The organism is Comamonas sp. 17RB, from assembly GCF_030056555.1.
Taxonomy (GTDB): Bacteria; Pseudomonadota; Gammaproteobacteria; order Burkholderiales; family Burkholderiaceae_C; genus Comamonas; species Comamonas terrigena.
The window spans coordinates 130882-155608 of the sequence record NZ_JASHHY010000003.1 but is presented as its reverse complement, the minus strand read 5'-3'; the positions used below and the strand labels follow the sequence as shown (position 1 = coordinate 155608).

The 24727-nt window shown below is 64.3% G+C and carries 23 protein-coding genes and 1 pseudogene; 14 read left to right on the top strand and 10 right to left on the bottom strand.

Annotation, left to right across the window (positions count from 1 at the left end; all coding sequences use genetic code 11):
• Window positions 1-17: 17 nt before the first annotated feature.
• Both QM470_RS06960 and prpC read right to left on the bottom strand, forming a co-directional pair.
• Entirely contained in the window at window positions 18-548 is a 531-nt protein-coding gene (locus QM470_RS06960; protein ID WP_283338705.1) for a GntR family transcriptional regulator, read from the bottom strand.
• Window positions 549-571: 23 nt separating this feature from the next.
• Window positions 572-1759 (bottom strand): bifunctional 2-methylcitrate synthase/citrate synthase, encoded by a 1188-nt coding sequence (gene prpC / locus QM470_RS06955; RefSeq protein ID WP_283338704.1) that lies wholly within the window; start codon window positions 1757-1759, stop codon window positions 572-574.
• Between the two features lie 215 nt (window positions 1760-1974).
• Between prpC and QM470_RS06950 the strand changes: the two genes are divergently transcribed.
• Entirely contained in the window at window positions 1975-3435 is a 1461-nt protein-coding gene (locus tag QM470_RS06950) for a short-chain fatty acyl-CoA regulator family protein (protein ID WP_283338703.1), read from the top strand.
• 211 nt (window positions 3436-3646) lie between these two features.
• Window positions 3647-4582 (top strand): alpha/beta hydrolase, encoded by a 936-nt coding sequence (locus QM470_RS06945; protein ID WP_283338702.1) that lies wholly within the window; start codon window positions 3647-3649, stop codon window positions 4580-4582.
• A 107-nt stretch (window positions 4583-4689) separates the two neighbouring features.
• Here QM470_RS06945 and QM470_RS06940 read toward each other — a convergent pair whose 3' ends face one another.
• Complete coding sequence (locus QM470_RS06940; protein ID WP_283338701.1) at window positions 4690-5454, bottom strand: helix-turn-helix transcriptional regulator; 765 nt, start codon at window positions 5452-5454, stop codon at window positions 4690-4692.
• Window positions 5455-5508: 54 nt separating this feature from the next.
• On the opposite strand from QM470_RS06940, the gene QM470_RS06935 reads away from it, so the two are divergent.
• Window positions 5509-6132 carry a hypothetical protein gene (locus QM470_RS06935; protein ID WP_283338700.1) on the top strand — a complete coding sequence of 208 codons (624 nt, stop codon included), beginning with the start codon at window positions 5509-5511 and terminating at the stop codon, window positions 6130-6132.
• Between the two features lie 92 nt (window positions 6133-6224).
• On the opposite strand, the gene QM470_RS06930 is transcribed toward QM470_RS06935, so the two are convergent.
• On the bottom strand, window positions 6225-7115 hold the full coding sequence (locus QM470_RS06930) for a LysR family transcriptional regulator (RefSeq protein WP_283338699.1): 891 nt from the start codon (window positions 7113-7115) through the stop codon (window positions 6225-6227).
• 174 nt (window positions 7116-7289) lie between these two features.
• Here QM470_RS06930 and QM470_RS06925 point away from each other — a divergent pair, with 174 nt between their 5' ends.
• Window positions 7290-8486 carry a serine hydrolase domain-containing protein gene (locus tag QM470_RS06925; protein WP_283338698.1) on the top strand — a complete coding sequence of 399 codons (1197 nt, stop codon included), beginning with the start codon at window positions 7290-7292 and terminating at the stop codon, window positions 8484-8486.
• Window positions 8483-9679, top strand: a complete 1197-nt coding sequence (locus tag QM470_RS06920; protein ID WP_283338697.1) for an MFS transporter — start codon at window positions 8483-8485, stop codon at window positions 9677-9679. Before QM470_RS06925 ends, QM470_RS06920 begins: the two co-directional genes overlap by 4 nt.
• 168 nt (window positions 9680-9847) lie before the next feature.
• Here the strand turns inward: QM470_RS06920 and QM470_RS06915 are convergent, their stop codons facing one another.
• Together QM470_RS06915 and QM470_RS06910 are read right to left on the bottom strand one after the other, a co-directional pair.
• Window positions 9848-11011 (bottom strand): GGDEF domain-containing protein, encoded by a 1164-nt coding sequence (locus tag QM470_RS06915; RefSeq protein WP_283338696.1) that lies wholly within the window; start codon window positions 11009-11011, stop codon window positions 9848-9850.
• 522 nt (window positions 11012-11533) lie between these two features.
• Entirely contained in the window at window positions 11534-12676 is a 1143-nt protein-coding gene (locus tag QM470_RS06910) for an MFS transporter (protein ID WP_283338695.1), read from the bottom strand.
• Window positions 12677-12797: 121 nt separating this feature from the next.
• On the opposite strand from QM470_RS06910, the gene QM470_RS06905 reads away from it, so the two are divergent.
• Window positions 12798-13592, top strand: a complete 795-nt coding sequence (locus QM470_RS06905) for an AraC family transcriptional regulator (protein ID WP_283338694.1) — start codon at window positions 12798-12800, stop codon at window positions 13590-13592.
• A 39-nt stretch (window positions 13593-13631) separates the two neighbouring features.
• Here QM470_RS06905 and QM470_RS06900 read toward each other — a convergent pair whose 3' ends face one another.
• Entirely contained in the window at window positions 13632-13874 is a 243-nt protein-coding gene (locus QM470_RS06900) for a hypothetical protein (protein WP_283338693.1), read from the bottom strand.
• Between the two features lie 157 nt (window positions 13875-14031).
• On the opposite strand from QM470_RS06900, the gene QM470_RS06895 reads away from it, so the two are divergent.
• The 8 genes and pseudogenes from QM470_RS06895 to QM470_RS06865 all read left to right on the top strand — a co-directional run bounded on the left by QM470_RS06895 (window position 14032) and on the right by QM470_RS06865 (window position 22705).
• Complete coding sequence (locus QM470_RS06895; RefSeq protein ID WP_283338692.1) at window positions 14032-15414, top strand: aminotransferase-like domain-containing protein; 1383 nt, start codon at window positions 14032-14034, stop codon at window positions 15412-15414.
• A 720-nt stretch (window positions 15415-16134) separates the two neighbouring features.
• Window positions 16135-16683 (top strand): RNA polymerase sigma factor, encoded by a 549-nt coding sequence (locus tag QM470_RS06890; protein WP_283338691.1) that lies wholly within the window; start codon window positions 16135-16137, stop codon window positions 16681-16683.
• Between the two features lie 75 nt (window positions 16684-16758).
• Window positions 16759-17874 carry a FecR family protein gene (locus QM470_RS06885; protein WP_283338690.1) on the top strand — a complete coding sequence of 372 codons (1116 nt, stop codon included), beginning with the start codon at window positions 16759-16761 and terminating at the stop codon, window positions 17872-17874.
• 117 nt (window positions 17875-17991) lie between these two features.
• Window positions 17992-18306 (top strand): annotated as a pseudogene (locus QM470_RS21445) (STN domain-containing protein); the annotation flags it as partial.
• A 33-nt stretch (window positions 18307-18339) separates the two neighbouring features.
• Window positions 18340-20403, top strand: coding sequence for a TonB-dependent siderophore receptor (locus QM470_RS06880; protein ID WP_283338689.1), 2064 nt, complete (start codon window positions 18340-18342; stop codon window positions 20401-20403).
• Window positions 20404-20505: 102 nt separating this feature from the next.
• Complete coding sequence (locus QM470_RS06875) at window positions 20506-20802, top strand: DUF3649 domain-containing protein (protein WP_283338688.1); 297 nt, start codon at window positions 20506-20508, stop codon at window positions 20800-20802.
• Window positions 20799-22427 carry a PepSY-associated TM helix domain-containing protein gene (locus QM470_RS06870; RefSeq protein WP_283338687.1) on the top strand — a complete coding sequence of 543 codons (1629 nt, stop codon included), beginning with the start codon at window positions 20799-20801 and terminating at the stop codon, window positions 22425-22427. The genes QM470_RS06875 and QM470_RS06870 overlap by 4 nt, the downstream gene beginning before the upstream one ends.
• Window positions 22424-22705 (top strand): DUF3325 domain-containing protein, encoded by a 282-nt coding sequence (locus QM470_RS06865; protein WP_283338686.1) that lies wholly within the window; start codon window positions 22424-22426, stop codon window positions 22703-22705. Before QM470_RS06870 ends, QM470_RS06865 begins: the two co-directional genes overlap by 4 nt.
• Before the next feature lie 361 nt (window positions 22706-23066).
• Here QM470_RS06865 and QM470_RS06860 read toward each other — a convergent pair whose 3' ends face one another.
• From QM470_RS06860 to QM470_RS06850, 3 genes are read right to left on the bottom strand one after another with little or no spacing between them, the layout of a single operon-like run.
• Window positions 23067-23405 carry a DUF6616 family protein gene (locus tag QM470_RS06860; protein WP_283338685.1) on the bottom strand — a complete coding sequence of 113 codons (339 nt, stop codon included), beginning with the start codon at window positions 23403-23405 and terminating at the stop codon, window positions 23067-23069.
• Between the two features lie 25 nt (window positions 23406-23430).
• The gene (locus tag QM470_RS06855; protein ID WP_283338684.1) at window positions 23431-24204 is read right to left on the bottom strand and encodes a DNA alkylation repair protein; all 774 of its coding nucleotides are present in this window, start codon (window positions 24202-24204) and stop codon (window positions 23431-23433) included.
• Window positions 24201-24695 (bottom strand): MarR family winged helix-turn-helix transcriptional regulator, encoded by a 495-nt coding sequence (locus tag QM470_RS06850; protein ID WP_283338683.1) that lies wholly within the window; start codon window positions 24693-24695, stop codon window positions 24201-24203. Before QM470_RS06850 ends, QM470_RS06855 begins: the two co-directional genes overlap by 4 nt.
• Between the last annotated feature and the right edge of the window lie 32 nt (window positions 24696-24727).

Sequence of the window (24727 nt, the reverse complement as noted above, 5' to 3'; positions counted from 1 at the left end):
GGGTCTGGTGGCGGCTTTCACAGCGCCGGAGTGGGATACGGCTGTGGCTGCGCTGGGGACTGCGTTGAATGCTGTTGTAGGGCGGGGCTATGCGAGAAGACCGAAGTAGGGATGGGCGCAGCGCTTGGTGTCCGGCTGAATGTCTGATCCCATGGCGCACCACCTGCCTGACCCTGCGCCAGCCGCAGCCGGGCGTGGGCCACGGCGTGCAACTGGCGGGTCAGCGCGGTGCTGGCGGCATGGGGCAGGCCTTCCAGCTGTGACAGGTGCGCGGCCAGCAGGCTGCACAGTTGCTGGGCTTCCAGCACCTGGGCCGGCGTGAGCTGTGTCACGCGCATGCCGCGTCGGGGCACGGCGGTCAGCAGGCCTTCCTGGCACAGCAGCTTCATGGCTTCCCGCACGGGGGTGCGGCTCACACCAAACTCCTGGGCCAGCGCGCCGTCGTTGATATCGCTGCCGGGCAGGATCTGGTGGGCCAGAATGCGCTCGCGCAGCTTGCCGGCAATGGCGGTGCACAGCGAATGGGGCTGGATGGTCTGGGAGGTCATGGTAGGCGCGCCGGGTGCGGGGCTTATCGCCGCTCGTCGATGGGGACAAACTGCAGATCGTCCGGGCCGGTGTAGTGGGCGCTGGGGCGGATGATCTTGTTGTCCTGGCGCTGTTCGATGATGTGGGCTGCCCAGCCGCTGGTGCGGGCGATCACGAACAGCGGGGTGAACATGGCCGTGGGCACACCCATCATGTGGTAGCTGACGGCACTGAACCAGTCGAGGTTGGGGAACATGTTCTTCACCTCCCACATCACCGATTCCAGGCGCGCGGCAATGTCGTACATCTTGGTGCTGCCTGCTTCTTCGGAGAGCCTGTGGGCCACGCCCTTGATGATCACATTGCGCGGATCGCTCACGGTGTAGACGGGGTGGCCGAAGCCGATGACCACTTCCTTGGCGTCCACCCTGCGGCGGATGTCGGCTTCGGCTTCGTCGGCGTTGTCGTAGCGCTTCTGGATCTCAAAGGCGACTTCGTTCGCCCCGCCATGCTTGGGGCCGCGCAGCGCGCCGATGGCGCCGGTGATGGCGGAATACATATCGCTGCCCGTGCCAGCCACCACGCGGGCGGTGAAGGTGGAGGCATTGAATTCATGCTCGGCATACAGATTGAGCGAGGTGTGCATGGCGCGCACCCAGCTTTCGGAAGGGCTGGTGCCGTGCAGCAGGTGCAGGAAGTGACCGCCGATGGAGTCGTCGTCGGTCTCCACCTCGATGCGGCGGCCCGAATTGCTGAAGTGGTACCAGTACAGCAGCATGCTGCCCAGCGAGGCCATCAGGCGGTCGGCAATGTCGCGTGCGCCGGGCAGGTTGTGGTCGTCCTTCTCGGGCAGGGCGCAGCCCAGCGCCGAGACACCGGTGCGCATCACATCCATGGGGTGGCTGGCGGCGGGCAATTGTTCCAGTGCCAGCTTCACGCTGGTGGGCAGACCGCGCAGTGCCTTGAGCCGCGTCTTGTAGGCCTTGAGTTCGGCACGCGTGGGCAGCTTGCCGTGCACCAGCAGGTGGGCGATTTCCTCAAACTCGCAGACTTCGGCAATGTCCAGAATGTCATAGCCACGGTAGTGCAGATCGTTGCCGGTCTTGCCCACCGTGCACAGCGCCGTGTTGCCGGCAGTGACGCCGGAGAGGGCCACGGACTTCTTGGGTTTGAACGCGGCTGGGGCAGCCGCAGCGGCGGGTGGGGTGGGGATGGGGGCCACGGTGCTCATGCAGGTCTCCTGAAATATGGGGCAGGCAGATCCAGTGCTGAAGGCGCCTGTGATCTGCCATACTTCGCAATCTACGCATTTGCTTGGCACGGTGGTAGGCCTGAATTGGCGAATAATTGCGAAGTAAATTGCGCGGTTTTGCGAAGTTTGCGAATTTGTGTAGTTCACCAAGGCCATGCATTTCAGGCTGGCACCAGCACAGGGAGAAAGGAACCATGGCCAAGACCTTCATGGGCGTGCGGCTGCGCAGCCTGCGCGCCGAACGCGGCATGACGCAGGCGGCGCTGGCCCAGGCGCTGGGGCTGTCGCCGAGCTATCTGAACCAGATCGAACAGGACCAGCGACCGCTGACGGTGGCAGTGCTGCTGAAGATCCACAAGGTGCTGGGGGTGGACATCCAGCAGTTCTCGGAAGACGAGGAAGCCCGGTTGCTGGCCCAGTTGCGCGATGCGCTGGCGGCCATGCCCCAGCCCGAAGCGGCCGTGCCCCTGCCCGAGCTGCGCGAGGTCGCGTCCCGGCTGCCGCAGCTGGCGCAGGCGCTGCTGGCCATGCACCAGCGCCATGTGGCCGATGTCGAGCGGCTGGAAGCGCTGACGGCCCGCCTGGGCGATGGCCGGTCGGAGCTGGCGGAAGGGGGCGGCAGCACCAGTGCGCTGCTGGCCGAGCCGCCGCGCCAGATGCCGTTTGAAGCGGTGCGTGATTTTTTCTTTGCGCACCGCAACCACTTCGATGCGCTGGACCGTGCGGCCGAAACCCTGGCCACCCAGGCCCGGGAGCAGACCGGCGAGCAGGGCGGCAGCCTGCAGGAGTGGCTGCAGTTCCGGCTGCAGGCCCGGCACCAGGTACTGGTGCTGCGCGGCAGCCAGGGGGGAGCGCACAGCCACCGGCGCTTTGATGCCGCCACGCGCACCCTCTACGTCGCGCCGCAGCTGCGGCCGGCCCAGCAGGCCTTTCAGCTGGCCACGCAACTGGCACTGCTGGAGTTTGATGCGTTGATCGAGGACGCGCTGAAGTCCACCCACTGGCAGGACGATGCCACGCGCCGCCTGGCCCGCATGGGCCTGGCCAACTACGTGGCCGGTGCCTTTGTGCTGCCGTATGGGGAGTTTCTGCAGGCCGCCGAAAGCCTGCAGTACGACGTGGATCTGCTGGCCCGCCGCTTTGGTGTGGGGTTCGAGACGGTGTGCCACCGGCTTTCCACCTTGCAGCGGGCGGAGGCGCCGGGTGTGCCGTTCTTCTTCATCCGGGTGGACCGGGCCGGCAACATCAGCAAGCGGCAGTCGGCCACGCATTTCCACTTCTCCAAGACCGGGGGCACCTGCCCGCTGTGGGTGGTGTACGAGGCCTTCACCCAGCCGGGCCGCATCGTGCCCCAGCTGGCCAGCATGCCCGACGGGCGGGTCTACCTCTGGATTGCCCGCACCATCAGCCGGGCCGGGCACGGCTGGGGGGCGCCAGGCAAGACCTTTTCCATCGGCATGGGCTGCGACCTGCAGCATGCGGCGCGGCTGGTGTATTCCAAGGGCCTGGATCTGCGCAACCTGGAGGCGGCGACCCCCATCGGCATGGGCTGCAAGGTCTGCGAGCGCAATGCCTGCCCGCAACGGGCGTTCCCCTTTGTGGGCAAGCCGCTGCGTGTGAACGAGCATGAAAGCGGGTTTGTGCCGTACGGCTGACCCGCGACCAGCTATTCACGGGCCGTTGTTGGCGGTGCGACGCAGCGATAGCAGGGCGGCAGCGGCAGCGGAGGCAGGGGCACTGCCGGTTGCGCGCATCTGCACTGCCACCGTGATCGCAGGCCCGTTGGCAGAGAGACCGCAGGGGGCTGTAGGCGCGGCCTCTTTATCATCGGCCTGCCGCCAGCTTTTTTGGCGATGGAAATGCCTGATGTCACGACTGCTCCGGCTGGCCACAGCCTTGTTCTGCACCACCATGCTGCTGCCCTGGGGCGCACACGCCGAGGGGTTCCCGGCCGACTGGAGTGCCGCCACCTTGCGCGGCACCCTGCAATTCGAGATGGCTTCGCGCCACACCGGCGCACGCTATGTCATTCAGGTGGGTTTGCCGCACGCACCGCCACCTGCCGGCGGCTACCCGTTGCTGTGGATGCTGGACGGCAATGCCAGCTATCCGCTGACCAGCTTTGTCCGGCCCCATGCGGATGACTCCCGCCAGGGAAGCCGCCGCGAAGCGCCGCGCACATCCCGTCCGGCCGGTGTGATTGTGGCCATTGCTTCCGCAAACGACAGCCCTTTCGATGTTGACGGCCGTGCCCGTGACTACACCCCGGTGCCCGATGCGGCAACCGGCGATCGCCTTTCCCCCTGCTTTGGCGGCGCTGCCGCATTCCGCCGATTCCTGGTTGAAGAATTGCGCCCGCGGATCGCCCAGCAATTTCCGCTGAACCCCCTGGCCAACACGCTGTTCGGGTTCTCGTACGGCGGGCTCTTCACGGTGGATACCTTGCTCACGGATTCCCGGCATTTCCAGCGCTACTGGGCGGCCAGCCCTTCGCTCTGGTTCAGCGAGGCGCTGCTGGCACGCAGACTGGCAAGCAGCGCGCAGATCAACGCCGGGGCTGGAACCAAGGTAGTACTGACGGTCGGGGAGGACGAGCAATACCCTGCGACACCGGTGCCCGCTGCACGGCAGGAGCATCTGAACCAACGCGCCATCGTCGACCATGTGCGCAGGGCTGGAGCCGCACTGGCTGCCGCCAACCCGGATGCCAGCGTGACCACCGTGGTGGCACGCGACCACGACCATTTCGACATGCTGATGCATGGCTCCCGCAGGGTGATGGAGTTTGCGTTTGCGCCCTGAACCTGATCGTTTCCCGGGCCTGTGCATGGCGCACGGTGTGATGGGGATGGTGCATTTGCACGGTGCGGTGCAGGACCGCATGTGCGAAGGCCATGGGCCGAAGTGTTCTACAACGATACTCCCACTTCATTGCAGGCCTGCCAGAAGGCGGCTGCAGGGCGCAATGCAAAGCGCTCCGGCAAGGGGTGGGCGCTGCGCATGCGGTCCAGCCGGAAGGTGCGTATCTCCTCGCGCTGGCGGTCCCATACCAGCAAAAACCAATAGGGCCATGCCAGCAGCAGACATTGGGGCTCCACAACACGCTCACTCTCTTTTCCCTGGCCATCCACATAGGTGAATGCCAGCACCTGCTGTTGGGCGAACGCTCCGTAGACGTGGCTGCGGATGTCTGGAGGGATGGTTTGTGCCGTGCTTTGAGTGGCCAGCGAGACCGGTGACGCCGTGCGGATGCGCTTGCGCAGCCGTGCAATCAGATCCCGGTCTGCGGGCGCAAAGCAGCGCGCGAACTGCCGTCGCAGCGCTTCGTGCTTTCCGAGTGGGGATAGTCCCATCGATTCGGCCAGGGCGAGCGAGAGCAAAAGCTCCACCGCATCTTCGGTGCGCAAGCTCATGCGCCCGGACGGCCAGTGCCGAAGAATGCGGATGCCTCCGCCTTTGCCAGATGCACTTTCCAGTTCCCAGCCCTGTTCCCGCAGCACGGCGAGATCGCGGAACAGCGTGCGTTTGCTGACATGGAGCTGCGCGGCCAGGGTGTCGATGCCGTGCACTTCACCATCCGACAGGCAGGCCGACAAGGTTTCCAGCCGGGAGACGCGCGCCTGGAGTGAAGAAGAAGTCATACCGCGGATCATCGCTGGATTGGGTGCCAGCATGTGGCAGCAATCCTTCGACGATGTGGGCTTCGTTGAACCTTCATGGATAAAAAAATGTCTTTTGTCGAATGGGCCGAGTTCCACATCCATCCCCACGTAACCGAGGCGCAGCTGGTGCTGGCCGCCCAGACCATGCAAACCCGATTCCTCAGTCTGCAGCCGGGCTATCGGTCACGCCAGCTGCTGGCCTTGGGGCCAGAGCACTATGCGGATCTGGTCTTCTGGCAGGATGCAGAGGCGGCCTCCAAGGCCATGGAAGCCGCCCGAACTACGCCTGCCTGCCGCGACTACTTCGGCCTGCTGTCCGTGGTGCGCCCGATCGGTCTGGGGACGCCGATATGGGAGGACCGCCCCGTGCATGCTGCGCACCCTGGGATCGGTGGGCTGGAGTTTTCGCTGTTCACCCTGGTGCCCGGGGCTACGGAACACAGCCTGGCGCAAGCCGCCAGCCAGATGGCGCGTGGACTTTATGACCACGAGCCGGGCTTCATTGAACACATGGTGGTGCGCAACAGTACGGGGCTGTATGCGGACGTGGTGCTGGCCAGCGATGCGGAACGCGCCAGAGACCTGTGCGGTAAGTGGGGGCAGGGGCCGTTTGCACCTGCCTGCCAGGACTACCTGGCCTTGATCGAGCCAGACAGTGTGCGGCTGGAGTTCTGGTCCAGGGTGGCTTAGGTTGGTCTCCGGGCGGACTGCCTTGCAGGGGCAGGTCCATGCAAGGCGCTGAAACGCCACCGCTGGGGTGCAGTAGCGTCCAGCCGGGCGCATCAGTTGAACACCAACACCCGGGCGCACAGGTAGTCCACCAGGGCCCGGACCTTGGGTGCGACATGCCTGCCCGCAGGCCACAGGATGTGAAAGACCCCTTCGCGTTGCGCCTGCCCGGGCATGACGCGCACCAGTCGCCCGTCGGCCAGTGGCTCGCGGATGGCGAAGTCCGGCAGGCAGGCAATGCCGCGCCCCTGCAGGGCGAAGCAGGCGCGGGTCTCGATGTTGTTGCAGACCATGGAGACGGGGACCGTAGGGGGCTCGCCGTCTGCGCCCGGCGGAAGCGGCCATGCCTCCAACTTGCCGCTGTGGGGCCAGCGGAAATGCAGGCAGCGGTGGGACTGCAGATCCTGCACATTGCGCGGTGTGCCGTGTGCGGCCAGGTACTGGGGCGACGCGACCAGCACCATCTGGAAATGGCCGAGCTTGCGTGCCGTCAGCCGGGAATCGGCGGGCTCTCCGGTGCGGACCACGGCATCGAAACCTTCATCGATCACGTCGACCAGGCGGTCTGAAAAATCCAGGTCCAACTGGATCTCCGGATACTCCCGCATGAAATCGGCCAGCACCGGCAGAACCAGGGTGCTAACCAGCGGCAGGCTGACCCGCAGCCGCCCCCGTGGGGCCGACGAGGCCTGGGACAGTTCCGTCTGGGCCGCTTCGATCTCGGCCAGGATGCGCCGGCTGCGCTCCAGCAGCAGCAGGCCTTCGGCCGTGGGGGTGATGCTGCGGGTGCTGCGATGGAACAGGCGCACGCCCAGCTTCTCTTCCAGGCGCGCCACGCTCTTGCCCACGGCGGAAGCGGAGACCCCCAGCAGGCGGCCGGCCGCAACGAAGCTGCGGGTTTCGGCAACCTGCACAAACACCACAAATGCGTTGAGGCTGTCCATGTGTCCTGGCCTGTGTCTCTGAATGAATCTATCGATGCGTTGCTGCGAGTGCCGCTGCGTGCACCGCTAGATTGCGGACATATATGTCCTGGATGTGTGGAACTCTATCCTACTTTTTCTGGGATAGCCGGTCCCATAAGGTCACGGTGTCTGAGCAAAGAGAGCAGCGATCCGATGACTTTTTCACTTTTTTGCCCGCCCGCCACCGGCGCGCGGCATTCCATTTCCGGGCTGGAGGCGCAGGTGGCACACGCCGTGCACAGCGCCCTGGCAGACCAGCGCCTGGTGGGCGCGGTGGTACTGGTCTACCAGCACGGTCAGGCGCTGTGCCGCATGGCCGCAGGCTGGGCCGACCGTGAAGCCCCGCTTGCGATGGCGCAGGATGCGGTGTTCCGCTGGGCTTCGGCCAGCAAGCCGGTGGTCAGCGCCGCCGTGCTGCGGCTGGTGGCCCAGGGGCGGGTGGCCCTGGACGACCCCATCACGGCCTGGCTGCAGGACTTTCGCCCACGCTTGCCGGATGGCCGCGAAGCGTGCATCACGGTGCGCCAGTTGCTGAGCCACACTGCAGGCCTGGGCTACCGTTTTCTGGAGCCCAACGGGCAGGGCGCGTACGCCCAAGCCGGGGTGTCCGATGGCATGGATGCCAGCGGGATCGATCTGGGAGAGAACCTGCGCCGCATTGCCAGCGTGCCGCTGCTGTATGCGCCGGGCACGGCTTGGGGCTATTCCCTGGCGGTGGATGTGCTGGGTGGCGTGGTGGAGGCGGTGTGCCGCATGGCCTTGCCACAGGCCGTGGAGGCACTGGTGACGCGCCCCCTGGGCATGGCCGATGCCGGCTTTGTCTGCCGGGATACGGCGCGCCTGGCGACGGCCTATGTCAACGGCAGTCCAGCACCCCACCGCTTGCAGGAGGGTGAGGTGGTGGCGCCGTTCGAGGGGACCGTGGGCATTCCCTACAGCCCGGCGCGTGCCTTGGATGCCAGCGCATTTCCTTCTGGCGGCGCCGGCATGGTGGGCACGGCCGATGATTTGCTGTACCTGCTGGAGGCCTTGCGCACCGGCCAGGGCGGCTGGATGCCCGAGCACCTGATTGTCGAGATGGGGCGGGACCAGACACAGGGGCAGGAACTGGCGGCCGGCCCCGGCCTGGGGTTTGGCCTGGGCTTTTCCGTGTTGCGTGATCCGGCACTGGCCCAGTCACCCGAATCCCCGGGTACCTGGCGCTGGGGCGGCGCCTATGGCCATGCCTGGTGGGTGGACCGGCCCCGGGGCCTGACCGTGGTGGCCATGACCAACACCTTGTACGAGGGCATGTCGGGGCGCTTTGTCACCGACCTGCGGGACGCGGTCTACCAGGGCCTGCAAGCATGACATCTTCAGCTTTGGAAAATCGTCTGCCCTGGGCCAGTCTGTTGGCCTTGAGCATGGGCGCGTTCATCACCATCCTGACCGAAGCCTTGCCTGCCGCGCTGCTGCCGCAGATGGCGGGGGATCTGGGAGTGTCGCAAGCCTGGATCGGCCAGACCGTGACCGCCTATGCCGTGGGTTCGCTAGTGGCAGCCATCCCGCTGGTGACGGCAACGCGCAGCATGCGCCGGCGTCCGCTGCTGATGGCGGCGGTGCTGGGGTTTGCGCTGGCCAACAGTGTGACTGCGCTGTCGGGCAGTTTTACCCTGACCATGGTGGCACGCGTGGTGGCCGGCATGGCCGCCGGGCTGCTGTGGGCGCTGCTGGCGGGCTACGCCACCCGCCTGGTGGCGCCGCAGTTCCGTGGCCGTGCCATCGCCGTGGCCATGGTCGGCACGCCGCTGGCATTGTCGCTGGGCGTTCCCGCCGGGGGCTGGCTGGGTCTGGCCCTGGGCTGGCGCTGGTGCTTTGGCCTGGCCAGCGTGTTGGCGTTGCTGCTGTGGGTCTGGATGGGGCTGCGCCTGCCGGATTTTCCGGGGCAGGCCCAGCGCCAGCGCATGCCCATGGCCGCGGTGCTGCGCACGCCCGGCGTGGCGGCGGTGCTGATGGTGGTGCTGTTCTATGTGCTGGCCCACAACATCCTCTACACCTACATCGCGCCTTTTCTGGCGGCCAATGGAGTGCCTGTCCGCATCGACCTGGCCTTGCTGGTCTTTGGGGTGGCTGCATTGCCCGGCATCTGGCTGACGGGGCTGTATGTAGACCGGCATCTGTACCGCCTTTCGATGGCGAGCATTCTGCTGTTTTGCGGCGCCGTGCTGATGCTGGGAGTGAGCTGGGGAGGTGCGTCCATGGCCCTGGCGGCATTGGCCGTCTGGGGATTTGCCTTTGGCGGCTCCGCCACCTTGTTCCAGACCTCGCTGGCACACGTAGCGGGGGAGCAGGTGGATCTGGCCCAGTCCCTGCTGGTGACGACGTGGAACACGGCCATCGCCGGTGGCGGCTTGGTGGGCGGACTGCTGATCGTGCGCTGGGGGGCTGGAGCCTTTGTGCCGGTGCTGCTGGTGCTCTTGGGCATGGCGGTGGCCTGTCAACGGCAGCTTGCGGGGCCGGGCAGCAGCAGCCTCCCTGCACTGCAGCCGGATGGCAAGCGCTGAAGTCTGCTGTGGGCCGGGCTGTGGCTGCCGCTGTCGCAGTTCGGCCAGGCTCTGAGCTATTCAAGGCGAGGAGAGGTGCGCTCGCATCGGGCGCACCACGGAGCCGATCATGGGGGCGCTGCTGAGAGTGCGGGACCGCTGGTCCGCGACGCCAGCGCCCGCCAAGCGCTAGGGGGTCATGACGGGGACTGCCCGGACGAGCTCCATCCGATCCCGTCCCTTGCGCTTTGATGCGTAAAGGGCTTGGTCGGCCCGCTTGAGCCAGTGCGACAGCTCCTTGTCGGGCTGCTCGAACAAGGTGGCACCGATGCTCAGGGACACGGGCTCCGGTGTTTCAAACATGGTGCGCGCTTGTTGCGCAAACGATTCGCGCAGGCCCTGGCCCAGCGCCTGCGCGGCTGGGCCGGAGACGTTGCGCAGCAGAATCACGAACTCGTCCCCGCCCAGCCGTGCGGCCAGTGCGCCGTGGGGCAGCACGCTGCGGATGAGGTCGCTCAGGGTGACCAGCAGGCGGTCGCCGGCATCGTGACCGTGCAGGTCGTTGACCTGCTTGAAGTGGTCGATGTCGATCAACAGCAGCGCGCCGGGGCTGGCCGGCGACGCTTTCGCCAGCAACTCCGGTGCGCGCAGATAGAGTGCGCGGCGGTTGTCTAGGGCGGTCAACGGGTCGCGGGCGGCAATTTCCGCGATACGCTCCTCGCGGCGATGGCGTTCGGTGCCTGTCATGGACATCGCAAGCAGCATGATCGCCATCACGCCTTCCACCAGCGAGACCACAATCACCTCGCCCCGGAAATTGTTCAGGTTGATGAAGGCGTCCGGCGCTACGACCGACCCGGCCTTGGCGAGGTAGAACAGACCGTGCGTCAGCAGGACGAAGCGAAGCTGCGCGGCACCCACGCTCAGCGTGCCACCCTGCGGGCGCAGCAGCAGGCCGGCGCGCAAGCTGATGACGGCGATGAGCAGCGATTGGGTCCCCATCATCGCCTTGGACCACCAGGGCCGGTCGGGCAGAAACAGCATGGCCAGCCAGACGACGACCAGCAGCCACCAGGCGCGCGACAGCCGGGTGCGTGTGCAGCTGGCAACGCCGGCCAGGAACAGCCAGTGGGCGGAGATCAGCAGGCCATTGGGGAACCAGATGCCGAACAGCACATAGCCGCGGGAGCGCAGCAGGGCCAGCACGCAGCCCACGGAGATGACGGCAAACCCCCCGCTCCAGAGCAGCAGCGAGCGTTCGCGCACGCTGCTCCATTCCGCGGCCAGGTACATCGCCGAGGCGGCTGCCATGGCCGAAGTGAGGACGAGCAGGGTGAAGGGGTCGAGAACCATGGACGAGATGGATGTATCAGCGCGGGCGGGCTTCGCGCGAGGCGGATTGTCGCAGGATGCGGGTGCTCAGGCATGTCATGTGGGGCGGTCTGCCGGGAGAAAGTAAGGGATTGGGCCGGACGTGGGGAGAAGATGCCCGAGGCCGCTCGCATGGCGAGCTGCAGACTAGGCTCGTTGACCCGCCGCTGTCGTGGCCTTTGCTACGTGATCTTGCCGGCACGGCTGCGGAGTCACGCAGCAAAAAGCACGCCTGTGACCCACTCGGTGGTGGCAGGTGTGCGCCGATCCATTGCCGCAGCGAGCGACTTGCTCGCCGTTTGTCGCTCGTTGCGGGCGTTCGCGGCTGAAGTTGACAGCGCAGAGGCCGCTTTCGCGGCAGCGCAGGCCGCCGCCCTACAGGCCCGAGCTTGCGCGGTGGGACGTGGGGTAGGCAGTGAGAGGCCTTTCGCGGGGGCTGCCCTTGGCCCACCGCCGTCATGTGATGTACGCGCATGTGGGTGCATCACAGGGCGGAAACACGCGTCACGCGTCGGTGTGTACGTTGCGTCCCGCAAAGATACCCACCACGGCAGCGGTGAAGGCCAGAACGGCGCACGCGAGCAAGGGGATCTGCCACCCGCCGAGCAGGTCGTGGAGCCAGCCTGCCGCCATAGGCCCCACAGCAGCCAGCAGATAGCCCACGCACTGCGCCATGCCTGACAGCGACGCTGCCTGGTGGGCGTTCTGCGTGCGCATGCCGATAAAGGCCAGCCCAAGGATGAAATGCGCCCCTGCGCCCAGCCCGAACAATGTGGCCCAGGCGAAGGCGAACTGCGGCGCAAGCTGGAATCCCATCAGCGCCACGCCAGACAGTGCGGCGACGCTGGCGGCCGCAAAGCGCTGGTCCTGGAGCCGTCGCAGAACGGGACCGAGCAGCAGGCCCGGGACGGCCGTTGCCAGTTGCATCACCCCGTGCAGGGAACCAGCCTGCTCTGCGGACAGGCCGGCATCGGTCAGGATCAGGGGCAACCAGCCGATGACGATGTAGTAGATGGTCGAGTTCAGGCCCAGATACAGCGTTACCTGCCAGGCCAGGGCGGAGTGCCACATTTTTTTGCCGTGGGGCGGGGTGGCGGTAGTGGCGGCCGGCTGCGTGCGGGAACGAAGCTGGGGCAGCCACATCGCCAGCGCCGCAAGGGGAAGCACCAGAAAGGCAAGCAGCGCCGGTTGCCAGCCCCACACGGTTGCCAACGGCACCACCGCGATGGAGGCCAGCGCTGCCACCACGCCCATGGCCAGCGCAAAGGCACCGGTGACGCTAGCAATGCTGCTTGAAAAATCCCGCTTCACCAGGCTGGGCAGAAGGACGTTGCTCACCGCAATGCCCATGCCGATGACGGCCGTTCCCGCATACAGCGTCCATGCCGCACCCGTGGAGCGCAGCGCAATTCCGGCTGCAATGGCGAGCAGCGCAGCGAACAAGGTCCGCTCCAGCCCGTATGACTGGGCAAAACGCGCGCTGAAAGGGGACAGCAGCGCAAAAGCCAGCAAAGGCAGTGTCGTCAGGGCGCCAGCCGCCGTAGTGCTGAGCACAAAGCTGTCCCGGACCAGGCCGAGAACGGGGGGTAGGCCGGTGACCGGTGCGCGCAGGTTGGCTGCGATGAGAAGAATGCCGATAAGCAGCACCGCACGGGTGCCGGCGCGCTGGTGAGTCAGTGAAGTCATGCAATGTCCTTGGGAATGACCTCGACTCTAAAAAGTTGGCGATTGACTTGATATGGAAGCAGTGACAATCCATCTCTAAATCATGCCAACTTCCTCCAAACTCACCCAGGCCCTGTGCGGCTTCGATCCGGACACCGACGACCGCCCGGCGAACGCCCTGCTGCTGGAGGTGGAAGACCACGATGCCGAGCAGCCGGTGCATTTCCATCGAAAGGGGCAGCTGGTGCTGGCTGCACGCGGAGGGGTGACCTGCGAGGTGCCCAAGGCCCTGTGGATGGTCCCGCCGCAGCATGCGGTCTGGATACCGGGTGGCATGCCGCACAGCAACCGCGCCACCGAGAATGCGCAGATCTACTTTCTGTTCATCGAGCCCGGCGCAGTCGCCATGCCGTCGGAATGCTGCACGCTGGCCGTGAGTCCTGTCGTGCGCGAAATGATCCGGCTGCTTGCCGCGCAAGGCGGCGCATACGAACCGGACGATGCGACGGGCCGCCTGGTCTCGGTACTGCTGGAGCAGGTGGCACTGTCCCCGGTCGAGCAACTGCACTTGCCGATTTCCGGGCACCCCAAGCTGCGGCACATCGCGGATGCACTGTCCGTGGACCCTGCCGACCGCACCACACTGCCGGAGTGGGCGGCGCGCCTGGCCATGAGCGAGCGGTCGCTCGCCCGGCTTGTGGTGCGGGAGACCGGGCTGACCTTTGGCCGCTGGCGGCAGCAGTTCCACCTTATCGTGGCGGTGCGCAGCCTTTCTTCAGGGCTGGCGGTCCAGGACGTGGCGAGCACGCTGGGCTACGACTCCGTCACTGCGTTCATCACCATGTTCAAGAAAGCACTGGGCCAGTCGCCGGCCCGCTACATCTCACAGCTGCGGTAGACCACCAGGGCCTGGCCCTGGTGGCACCGCGCTGTGTCTTCAAGGAAGGTTCAAGTCCATGCCCAGCTTGCTGGCCAGGGTGAAGGTAAGGAACAGCACCGTCAGCACCGCCAGCATGAAGAGGGCCGCCAACTTGGCGCATGTACGCAGCAGCGTGCGCCGGTCCGTCTTGTTGCCCCCTTTCTTGCCCTGGTCGTAGTGCCACTTGATGGCGAAGAACATGCAGGTGCCGAAGATGAGCACCTTGAACGTGACGAAGACTATGGGGGTCCAATCGGTCATTTGAAAATTTCCAGCCTGTAACTTGAATTGCCTCCAGGGAGATAGAGGCAAAAACGCCAGCGACATCCATACAAGAATGGAGGTCGCTGCACGTTCAGGGGCATACTACTTAAAAGCAATTTCCATACATCGGGCGCAGACGCCGCCGCTGAAAACCATGCAAGACGACAATGCGCCCCTCTGGTTGCCGCGATTGACCAGGCAGGGCGGACCACGTTTTTTGCAGATCGCTGATGCCTTGCAGGCGGCGGTGGCAGACGGATCGCTGCAGCCGGGTGACCGCCTGCCTCCTCAGCGCCACCTGGCGGCGCTGCTGGACGTCGACCTGACGACTGTCACGCGCGCCTACGACGAAGCCCGACGCCGCCACTTGCTGGAAGGCCGCGGCGCGCGCGGCACGTACGTGGCGGCGCCGAAGGTCGAATTGACCTCGGTCCTCGATTTGAGCATGAATACCCCGCCTCCGCCGGAGGGAGTGGATTTTGACGACTTGCTGAAACAAGGTCTGTCCCAGGTATTGATGCGGGCCGATGCGGAATTGCTAATGACCTACCACCTGGGCGGGGGCAGCGACTCCGACCGCAAGGCCGGTGCCCACTGGCTGGCGCCGATGTTTGGAGCGCTGGATGCTGAGCAGGTGGTGGTCTGCCCGGGGGCACAGGCGGCCATCGCCGCATTGATTCTTGCGCTGACGGAGCCTGGAGATGTGATCCTGGCCGAGCCCGTCAGCTATCCCGGCCTGCGTGCCGCAGCCACCCAGTTTGGCCGGCGCATCATTGCGGTGGACGCGGACCGGCACGGGATGCTGCCCGAGAAGCTGGAGCAGGCGTGCCGCCAGCACCAGCCCGGGTTGGTCTACCTCAACCCGACCTTGCAAAACCCGACCGCCATCACCATGGGCGAACGCCGGCGCCAGGAGATCGCCAGCATTGCCCGGCGCTGCCGTGTACGCATCGTCGAGGACGATCCCTACTGGCTGCTGGCCGATGCCCCGCCGCCGCCGATTGCGACCTGGGCCCCGGAGCAGGTGTACTACATCTCCACCCTGTCGAAGTGCCTGACGCCTGGCCTGCGCGTGGCCTTTGTGCTCATCTGTGACCCGCACGAACGGGAGCGTTTTCTGGTGGCGCTGCGCTCCTTTGCGCTGATGGTCGCACCGCTGACGGCCGCACTGGCCACGCAGTGGATTCTGGACGGCTCGGCTGATGGACTGATGGAAGGCGTGCGCAAGGAGGCGCGCCTGCGCCACCGGATGGCCAGGGATATTCTGGCGGGGCGGTACAGCGGCGCCGGAGACGGTCTGCATGTCTGGCTGGAGTTGCCGGGGTATTGGAGCTCTTCCCAGCTTGCGCGTGCAGCCGGCAGCGAGGGCATCGCCGTCACCCCGGCGGAGGCATTTGCCACCGGCAGCGGGTCCGTAAATGCCATCCGGATCTCTTTGGGCAGCATCAAGGACCGTGCACGCCTGAAGGCAGGCCTGCAACGCCTGTCCCATCTGCTTGTGCGGCGGCCCGAGCCATTCAGTGCGGCGGTGGTGTAGCGGTGGAGGACACAGGGCGTACCATGCAGACGCTCTGTCCAGGCGGGCATGCATGGGGCGGATACCGCCTCGTTGATGTAGCGAGTGATCCCGTGTGAAAGCGGACAGGCTGGAAGCGGGCTGCGTAGGGCAAGCAAGGTCATGACTGTTTCGAGGCGCGAGCGAACGAGTGCGAAGGACTGGCTTCGGCCAGAAGCTGCCGTCCCGCGCGTGGCTGCGAAGGGCGGGTCCAGGCTGGTAAGAGTCATTTAACTTTGTCGCACCAATGGCTGCTAACTGCGTCATAGCGGGCATGCATAGCCTTGAGGCTTTGCCTGGTCTTGGAAATGCTGTTGATTCAGCTTTCTATGGGCAGTATTGATTAAACACCGAGCCTGCGCGCTGTAGGCCTGATGCAAGAGCCAGCCAACCCCAAGAAACGTTTTCGAACCAACAACTGGAAGCTGTAAAACTCCTCCCTGATGGTTTGAGAAATTCGTCTCAAGCGTGGGTTATGCAAGAGTGCCGCACAGTGCTTCGACGTCTTGGAGTATCGAACGTCTGCGTGGTCATCCATATCGTAGATGTGGTGCAGCCGACACATCCATAGCGCAGTCAGGGATGTTGTATCGCTGATAATGAGAAGGATTCCCAATTGAAGACGCGCACAGGTTCAGCCATCGCTACATCTCAACGCCAAATTGCCAAAAGGGATCCCATCCTTATTGCATTGGTTGAGTTGTGCTCGAGCGCTATTACCGTGATCTGCTGAACTTCCTATCCCGCAAGGTTGCGGACCGCTCTATCGCGGCCGATTTGACACAGGAAGCCTACGCGCGCATCTATGCGGCGCAAGCCTCAGGTACGGCCATCAACAACGAGCGGGCACTTCTCTATCAGACAGCCCGCAATCTGGCTATCGACCATCAACGGCACAAACTTGTCCGCGATGGCGTTGAAGTGCCCTCTACCGATGAGGAACCTGTCGAAGTTGAAGGTCCGATAGGGCTTGAGCCCGAGGCGGCACTTTCCTCGCAGCAAGGCATACTAAGTTTGGTAACGGCTATCGACGGACTGCCTCTGCGCTGCAGAGAGGCTTTCATGCTCAACCGCTTTGAGGGCATGACCTACCCGCAGGTGGCAGAACGCATGGGCATTTCCGTCAAGGCGGTTGAACAACACATCAAGCACGCGCTTGATGCCTGCGAGCGCGTCCGTGCACAAGACCGAGGGAGCATGGACGCAACAGCTGGAGCGCGCAAGAAGCTGAATCGCTCCAAGCATGACTAAGCAAAAATTGCGTCCGGCAGACAAGCTAGGGTATTTGACCCGTGGCACGTCTACCTAAATAAGAAACAAAGTCCCATGACCTCATCCCCGCCCCCCACCTCCAACGGCATTCCTGTTCGGGAACAAGCCTTGGATTGGTTCGTCCGGCGACGGGATCAAGGGCTTGGCGCGCAAGAGGAGCTGGTCTTCCAGGCATGGCTCCATGCCGCACCTTCTCACCAAGATGCATTTGATCATTGGCAAGCTCAGTGGCAATCTTTCGATGCCGTCCCACAGGACATGAAGGAGCTTCTGCAACGTAACCTCGCATATGACCAGGCCATGGAAGCTGCCAGCGGCGCTGCGCGCGAAGCCGCCCGTGCAGGCCAAGTGAACCCGCCACGTACCGGGGTTGAATCCAATGCTGAAACTATCGCCGCAACCGGGCCAACGCGCCGCAGAGTTCTGATGCCAGCCTTGAGCATAGCGGCCGCAGCCGCTGTCGTCACAGGTACGGGTGGCCTAGCCTGGAAGCACTGGCAGGCCCAGCCCACCTTCGTTCAGTCCTTGGCCTCCAAGCGCGGTCAGCAATTGGAGGCGACGATGCCTGACGGCAGCCGTCTGCGTCTTGATGCTGCCACGCGGCTCAACGTTGCCTACTACCGCGATCGACGCGAAGTGACCTTGCTCGAAGGTCAAGCGATGTTCGAGGTGAGTCCCAATCCGACGATGCCGTTCGATGTGTTGGCAGGACCTGTACGCGTAACGGTGGTGGGTACGCGTTTTGCCGTGCGCTATACCCCCAGCTTGCCGAGCGACGCAGGCGTGCATGTTGCCGTTGAGGAAGGCAAGGTACGCGTCGCACAAGTGGGGGCTGACAACCATCTTGCGCTGCTCTCTGCGAGCCAGCAAGTCACAAGTGATCGCGATGGAGTCTTGAGCGCTGTGCATTCCATTACGGCCGCTGAAGTCGCACCTTGGCGGAATCAACGGGTGCGCTTCGATAGCCAAAGGCTTGATGCTGCTCTGGCCGAGCTTGGGCGCTATGTGGACGTGCCACTGCTCATCCGCGACCCGGCTGTGGCAGCCCTGCAGATCACCGGTGTTTTTGATCCGGCGGATCTATCCACCTTCCAGAGAGTGTTGCCTGCATCGCTACCTGTGCGGCTGAAAGTGGTCGGACAAGGCTCTTGGGAAATCGTCATGCGCTGAGCCACACCGAGCGCATATCACTTTTTCGGCAAATTTTTTTGCCACCGAACTAGGGTATCTGGCAGACGCTCCGTCTTCTTAAATAAGAACCATTCGTTTTTATTTCGGAGGACATTGATGTCTCGCTTTCCCCTGCGGCCCGCGCCGCTCGCCTTGGCCGCCGCATTGGCATTGGCTGGATCTTCACTCCATGCTCAAGGCGTAGCGCCTGCCCCTTCCGCGGCTCCGCTGCAATTCAATATTGCTGCCAAACCATTGGCGCAAGCCTTGAGTGACTGGGCTTTGCAAGCGCACTTGCAACTCATTGTCCAACCGTCATTGGTGAGCGGGAAAACCTCTCCAGCTGTCACCGGTACTTTGACACCGCGGCAGGCTTTAGATCGTCTGTTGGGCAGCAGTGGTCTCGTGGGCGTTCAAGACGGGAACGCGATTGTTATCAAACGCGCGGGCACGGCAGAGGATGCTGTGACGCTGGGCACTGTCACCGTCACAGGGCAAGCCGAGCACAGTGGAACCACCGAAGGCACAGGTTCCTACACTCAGACCGGCCCTAGCAGCACGGCCACGGGCCTGCCCCTGAGCCTGCGTGAAACACCGCAGTCGGTCAGCGTGATCACGCAGCAGCAAATGCAGGACCAGGGCATGCGCTCCCTTGATGACGTGGCCGACGTCGCCACCGGCCTGAGCTATAGCAAGCTTGGCACCGAACGCTCCTACTTCTACTCACGCGGCTCGACCGTCACCGACCTGCAGCTCGACGGCATGCCCTCCAGCGTGGCCGAAAGCTTCTCGACCGACGTGCTCTCGCTCAACAACATGGCCATCTACGACCGGGTGGAAGTCGTGCGGGGTGCCAACGGCCTGCTGCAAGGTTCTGGCAATCCCTCGGCCACGCTCAACCTGGTGCGCAAACGCCCCACCCGTGAATTCCAGTTCAGCGCGGAGGCTGGTGTCGGCTCTTGGGCCGACTACACCGGGCAGGTCGACGTTTCCGGCCCACTCAACAAGGCCGGAACCCTGCGCGGGCGCGCCGTGCTCTACGGAAACAACGCCAACAGCTTTCGCACTGGCGCGGGTACAGACAACAAGCTTTTCTACGGCATCCTCGAAGCCGACATCAGCGCCTCCACCACCGTCAGCCTGGGTGCCATGGCGCAGAGAGACAACCACAAGGGCTACGACTGGGGTGGCTTGCCAATCAAGGCAGACGGCTCTTTCTACGACCTGCCCCGCTCCACCTCGCTGGCAGGCCCCTGGGCCCATCTGAACCGGGACAACTACAGCTTGTTCGGCGACATCACGCACAATTTCGGCAACGGCTGGAAGGTCACCGCTGCAGCCAATCTGATGCGTTCGGAGGCCGACTATCTGGCCTCCATCTCGACCCGCGTTTCGGGAGACACCTACCGGTTGGCTACCTCCAACACGCTCTACACCGACAAGCAATGGTCGTTCAACCTCAAGGCCAGCGGCCCCTTCAACCTGTTCGGAAGAAGCCATGACCTGATCCTGGGTGCCACCCGCCGCAAGGATGACCTGACCTATCCTTTCTATTCCGCCACCAGCAGCAACACGGTCAACATCCTCGATTTCGACTTCTGGTCGCTGGCACAGCCCACCATCAACTACGCCTCTGCGTCCAACTACGCTTACCAGCGCAACGAAAGCGGTCTGTTCGCCGCCACCCGGCTGCGCCCGCGCGACGACCTCAGCGTGATCCTCGGCGGCCGCCTGAGCTGGGCCGACTACGCCACCAGCAGCCCCACGCTCTATACCCGCTACGACTCGGGCCGCCAGTTCGTCCCCTATGCCGGCGTGGTGTACGACCTGAGCCCGCAACATACCGTCTACGCCAGCTACACCAGCATCTACGCCCTGCAAACCTCCTACGGCCCCAACGGCTTGCTGGACCCTGTGACCGGCAAGAACTATGAGGCCGGAGTCAAGAGCAGCTGGCAGGACAACCGTCTCAACACATCCATGGCAGTCTTCCAGACGGACCAGCTCAACTTGCCAGTGGCGCTGAGTGTGGCATCAACCTGCGGTGGACCGGGTACCTACACCTGCTACACGGAAGGTGCCAAGGTCCGCAATCGGGGCTTCGAGCTGGAAGCCTCCGGTGCCCTTACGCCCCAATGGAATCTGGCTGCCGGTTTTACCTACTCGGACCCGGAATACGTGCAAGGTCCCAACACCGGCAAGGACTACAACACACAGATCCCGCGCCGTTTGCTCAAGCTCTCTACCGACTACCGGTTGCCGGGCGGCCGCTGGCGCGTGGGCGGCAATGTGCAGCTGCAAAGCGGCGTGTACTACGAGACCAGCACGTACCGTGTCCAGCAAGGCAGCTACAGCACGATCAACCTACATGCCAACTACCGCCACGATGCACACTGGAGCGTGCAGTTCAACGTGCGCAACGCCACCGACAAGAACTACTACCAGACCATCCCGACCAACACCTTCTTCCGCGGTGCCTACTATGGCGCGCCGCGCAGCTTCGCGGTGCGAGTGCGTTATGACTACTGATATTAGGCCGTCTTCGCTCGCTTGGCCGTCATCTTTGCCACCTCGTTTGCGGGCAGAGCGGCCACGCCTTAGCCCGCCCGCGGAGCCGCACAAGTGAGTGCCATGCTCGTCAAGGCGCGCCAGGTGTTTGGCGCTGGGCCAATCATTTCACGCATCGTGGCCGCCATGTTCGGCGGCTATGCGCTGGCCGCGCTGACCAGCGTCGCGGCTCTGGCCCTGCCGATGGCACGCACCGAGGCCGTCTTTACTGGCCTGCTGCTTAGCTTTGTCGCCTACACCCTTGCCGTCGTCTGGGTCTTCGCAGTGCGTTCGGCCACGCGCGCTTGGGTAGGGCTGTTGGTGGCCACCGTACCGCTGGGGCTGTTGGCCTGGACGGTGTGGAAAGGAGGTGCTGCATGAGCGGCCCCGCGAACCTGCCAAAAAAGGCCCCAGGTATCCGCCAGACCATGTCAGACCTGCACATCTGGACGGGCTTGCTGGTCGGCTGGGTGCTCTACGCTATGTTCCTGACCGGCACGGTGGCCTACTTCCGGGATGAGGTATCACAGTGGATGCGCCCCGAATTGCCCGCGCAGCATCAGGTACCCGATGCGGCCGAGGTGGCTCAGCGCATCGCGGTCACACTCGCCGTTCAGCACCCTGAGAGCCCCACCTGGGAGATCGGCCTGCCCGACAAGCGTAACAACGTGGTGAATGCATCCTGGCGCGACACGAAGATCCAGGGCCGTGCGGGTTTACGAAGTGCCGTGCTCGATCCGGCCACCGGTCTGAAGTTCAATGCGCGCGACACACGCGGCGGTAATTTCTTCTACAACTTCCACTTCCAGTTCCATTACATGAAGCCCCTGTGGGGTCGCTGGATCGCAGGGTTCTGCGCCATGTTCATGCTGATTGCTATTGTCTCGGGCGTCATCACACACAAAAAGATATTCATCGACTTCTTCACCTTCCGCTGGGGCAAGGGGCAGCGAAGCTGGCTTGATGCGCACACCGTGCTGTCCGTCTTCGGGCTGCCGTTTCACCTGATGATCACCTATAGCGGGCTGGTGACATTAATGCTGCTGTATATGCCTTGGGGTAGCAATGCAACCTTCAAAACCCCGCTTGAGCGCCAAGCATTGACGGCTGAGATGAGCACGCGCATGGAACCCGGAAAACCCAGCGGGCAGCGGGCACCACTGGTCTCGGTCGCAGGGATGGTGCACCAGGCGCAAGAACGCTGGGGTCGCCACAATATCGGGCGGGTGATCGTCAACAATCCCGGTGACGCAACCGCGCGGGTGGCCGTGCTGCGCGGCGATTTCGAGCGTACCTCGGTTAGCCCACAGTACATGTTGTTCGACGGCGTTAACGGCAAGCTGCTACAGACCAAGGACAAGGTGGGCGCGGCAGCCGAAACGCGTGGGGTGTTATATGCGCTGCACTTGGGGCGCTTTGCGGACATCGTAGTGCGCTGGCTATACTTTCTGGTCAGCCTGACGGGCACGGCGATGGTGGGTACAGGGCTCGTGCTGTGGACCGTCAAGCGTCGATCCAAACTTCCCGATCCGAATAGGCCGTACTTAGGCTTCCGGCTGGTCGAGCGGCTGAACATCGCTTCGATCGCCGGGCTGTCCATCGCAATGGCGGCCTATCTGTGGGGCAACCGCCTGCTGCCACTTAGCATGGCCAATCGGGCCGAGTGGGAGATCCACGTGTTCTTCATCGTCTGGGCCCTGACGCTGTGCTGGGCGCTGGTGCGTCCCGCTAAACTGGCTTGGGTGGAACTGCTGTGGGCGGGCGCAGGGTTGCTAGCGTTGCTTCCGGTATTGAGCTGGGCAGTGACGGACCGGCCCTTGTGGGGCAGCGCTACCAAGGGTGATTGGGTATTTGTCGGCTTCGAACTGACGCTGTGGGTACTAGCCGCGCTGCATGCTGCGCTGGCGCTGCGCACCCAGCGCCACAAGCCCAAGTTGAAGCCTGCGCGAAAGCAGGTCAGCGTGCCAGTGGCCGCTACGCCGGCTCTGCGGGAGGTACAGCGATGAGCCATCCCATGACCGCGCTGATGGCACTCATCGCCTTCGCGCTGCTGGCGCTGGCGATGGCGCGGCATCAGCAGGACTTGTTCGGCCGCGAACTGGCCGCCAGGCCGACCCGCGCGTTGCGCGTGGGCGGCTGGGGTGCGCTCGTCGCCTCGCTGACCATTGCCATCCATACCCAAGGCTGGTCGCTGGGGCTGGTGGCTTGGTGCGGACACATCAGCCTGGGCGCTGGGTTGGTCACTCTCGCGCTGATAGCGTGGGAGCGGCGCAAGGCGCGCTGATGGGAGGCTTGACGAAAGAGGCCGGATTCAGTGCTCATGCTTTTCAGGAAGACAGGTATGCGCGTGAGCGCAGTGCGTTGATTATGGACAACTCAACGCCATCACAGAAGCCTTTGAATCGACCAACTTTTCCTTGATAGTTTCAGACCTCGAACAATCACTTCATCAGCTCGCGAAATGGCTGCACCTAGAGATAGAGCAGACATTCATGTTAGGAGCCTGATCGGTTGCAACCGCTGCAAGGCAGTCATAGACAGGCGACGTTCAAACGGCAGCAATGGGTCGATGCTGCCGGATAGCGCGCTATTGCTGGCCGTGCATGTTTTTTTGACAGGCCACCATGGCGCCCGCTGCCGTCGTATCACGCCGCCGCCAAGGCGGCCAGGTGGCTGTCCGCAGTGCCTGTGCTGCTGGCGGCATTCACATGATCGAAGTAGCCGTACCAGCCGCTGGCCTGGATGCCGGCCAGCAAGGCGTCCCGCGCGGCCTGGGTGGGGAAGCGCCAGATTCCGAGAAAACGGTGTGCGCTGCCGTGGTCAATGCCGGGATCGGTTTCTGCCAGCGAGAGGACTTCGACCCCCAGGCTGGACAGCTGGGCCAGGGCGCTGCCGATGTGGCCCAGAAACTGCTGGCGCTGCGTGGCGGAGAGCGCGTGCCAGGCGGCGTTGGGGGTGTAGAGTTCCACGAGGTAATGGGACATGGTGCTTCCTTGCTATCGGTCTGGTTCAACGGAGATTGCGCAGGGCGCGCTGGCAGATGCGGTGTGTGGCGCCGGTGGGGGCGTGTTCCAGCCATTGGGCGCATGTGGCGCGCACCCAGTCGGGTTGGTCCTTGGCTGCATCGTTGAGCCAGTTGGCGACCGAGTCCTGCACATAGGCAGAAGGGTCGGCACGCAGCGCTGACAGCAACGGCAGCGCCTGTTCGGGGGACTTCTTGAGCGCGGCGATGTGGGTGCTCCACACGCCGCGGGGGCGCAGCAGCTCGCATGCAAAACGCCGGATGCGCTCCGATGGGGCCTGTGTCCATGGCATCAGATGGGCCAGGGCCGCTGGTAGCTCTGCCACCAGATGCGGCCGCACGGCCATCCAGGCCCATTCACGCACCCCAAAATGCGCGTCATCTGCCAGTGGGCGGATGGCGGCCAGCCGAGTCTCAGCGTCCAGGCCGGGCTGGGCACCGACCATGAAGCACGCCCAGCCGCGCACCATGTCCGCACGGTGTGCTTGGCATTGGGCCAGCCCTTCTGTGCCCAGCGCCTCCAGCAGGACCGCCCCGATACGGGCCATGCGCTTGAGCACACTCAGTTGGCAGGCGGCATCAATGGCGTGCAGTGCTGAGGGCGCAAGGCCTGGAAAGACGGCCCGTGCCAGTACGGCCTGATCGATGGCCAGGCATTCCGCCAGGGTGGCGCTTTGCAACTCCCCGTGTGAGAGCGCATGCAGTACATCCCGTGGAATGTCGGCCGCGCGTGTCGCGCCGGTGCGGATGGTCTGGCTCATGGTGCGGTGCTCGCCAGACGGCCCGCCACCTTGCCCAGCAAGTTGGTCAGCTGCTGGCGTTCGGTGGTGGACAGGTGGCCAAACAGGCTGGCGATCCATTGGCCATGCTGGGCAATGACGGTGCTGGCCAGCTGCTTGCCTTTGGGCGTCAGCCGGATGCACAGCGCGCGGCGGTCCTTGGCATTGGCGTGGCGTGCAATCAGTTGCTCGCGCTCCAGCCCATCCAGCAGGCCGGTCACGGTGGCACGGGTGACCCCGGCGCGTTCGGCCAGCACGTTGGGTGCAAGCCCATCAGGCGCTGCGTCCAGCAGGAACAGCAGCACAAACCGCCCTTCGGACAGGCCGTGGGGGGCGAGCAGGGTTGCACAGTCCCGGTCGATATGGGCCGACAGCGACAGCACCTGGAAGCACAGTTGGATGCCATCCACATCCAGCAGCTTGCGTCTTTGCGCTTCGTCGATGAGTGCCAGGTACTTCTGCTCTAGCTGCATGGTTAGCCTATAAATAATAAGGTGGCTAATTA

Excerpts from the sequence above, each read along its gene's own strand:
- QM470_RS06960 (WP_283338705.1), bottom strand. The coding sequence starts at position 548 with ATGACCTCCCAGACCATCCAGCCCCATTCGCTGTGCACCGCCATTGCC.
- prpC (WP_283338704.1), bottom strand. The coding sequence starts at position 1,759 with ATGAGCACCGTGGCCCCCATCCCCACCCCACCCGCCGCTGCGGCTGCC.
- QM470_RS06950 (WP_283338703.1), top strand. The coding sequence starts at position 1,975 with ATGGCCAAGACCTTCATGGGCGTGCGGCTGCGCAGCCTGCGCGCCGAA.
- QM470_RS06945 (WP_283338702.1), top strand. The coding sequence starts at position 3,647 with ATGTCACGACTGCTCCGGCTGGCCACAGCCTTGTTCTGCACCACCATG.
- QM470_RS06940 (WP_283338701.1), bottom strand. The coding sequence starts at position 5,454 with ATGCTGGCACCCAATCCAGCGATGATCCGCGGTATGACTTCTTCTTCA.
- QM470_RS06935 (WP_283338700.1), top strand. The coding sequence starts at position 5,509 with ATGTCTTTTGTCGAATGGGCCGAGTTCCACATCCATCCCCACGTAACC.
- QM470_RS06930 (WP_283338699.1), bottom strand. The coding sequence starts at position 7,115 with ATGGACAGCCTCAACGCATTTGTGGTGTTTGTGCAGGTTGCCGAAACC.
- QM470_RS06925 (WP_283338698.1), top strand. The coding sequence starts at position 7,290 with ATGACTTTTTCACTTTTTTGCCCGCCCGCCACCGGCGCGCGGCATTCC.
- QM470_RS06920 (WP_283338697.1), top strand. The coding sequence starts at position 8,483 with ATGACATCTTCAGCTTTGGAAAATCGTCTGCCCTGGGCCAGTCTGTTG.
- QM470_RS06915 (WP_283338696.1), bottom strand. The coding sequence starts at position 11,011 with ATGGTTCTCGACCCCTTCACCCTGCTCGTCCTCACTTCGGCCATGGCA.
- QM470_RS06905 (WP_283338694.1), top strand. The coding sequence starts at position 12,798 with ATGCCAACTTCCTCCAAACTCACCCAGGCCCTGTGCGGCTTCGATCCG.
- QM470_RS06900 (WP_283338693.1), bottom strand. The coding sequence starts at position 13,874 with ATGACCGATTGGACCCCCATAGTCTTCGTCACGTTCAAGGTGCTCATC.
- QM470_RS06895 (WP_283338692.1), top strand. The coding sequence starts at position 14,032 with ATGCAAGACGACAATGCGCCCCTCTGGTTGCCGCGATTGACCAGGCAG.
- QM470_RS06885 (WP_283338690.1), top strand. The coding sequence starts at position 16,759 with ATGACCTCATCCCCGCCCCCCACCTCCAACGGCATTCCTGTTCGGGAA.
- QM470_RS06875 (WP_283338688.1), top strand. The coding sequence starts at position 20,506 with ATGCTCGTCAAGGCGCGCCAGGTGTTTGGCGCTGGGCCAATCATTTCA.
- QM470_RS06870 (WP_283338687.1), top strand. The coding sequence starts at position 20,799 with ATGAGCGGCCCCGCGAACCTGCCAAAAAAGGCCCCAGGTATCCGCCAG.
- QM470_RS06865 (WP_283338686.1), top strand. The coding sequence starts at position 22,424 with ATGAGCCATCCCATGACCGCGCTGATGGCACTCATCGCCTTCGCGCTG.
- QM470_RS06860 (WP_283338685.1), bottom strand. The coding sequence starts at position 23,405 with ATGTCCCATTACCTCGTGGAACTCTACACCCCCAACGCCGCCTGGCAC.
- QM470_RS06855 (WP_283338684.1), bottom strand. The coding sequence starts at position 24,204 with ATGAGCCAGACCATCCGCACCGGCGCGACACGCGCGGCCGACATTCCA.
- QM470_RS06850 (WP_283338683.1), bottom strand. The coding sequence starts at position 24,695 with ATGCAGCTAGAGCAGAAGTACCTGGCACTCATCGACGAAGCGCAAAGA.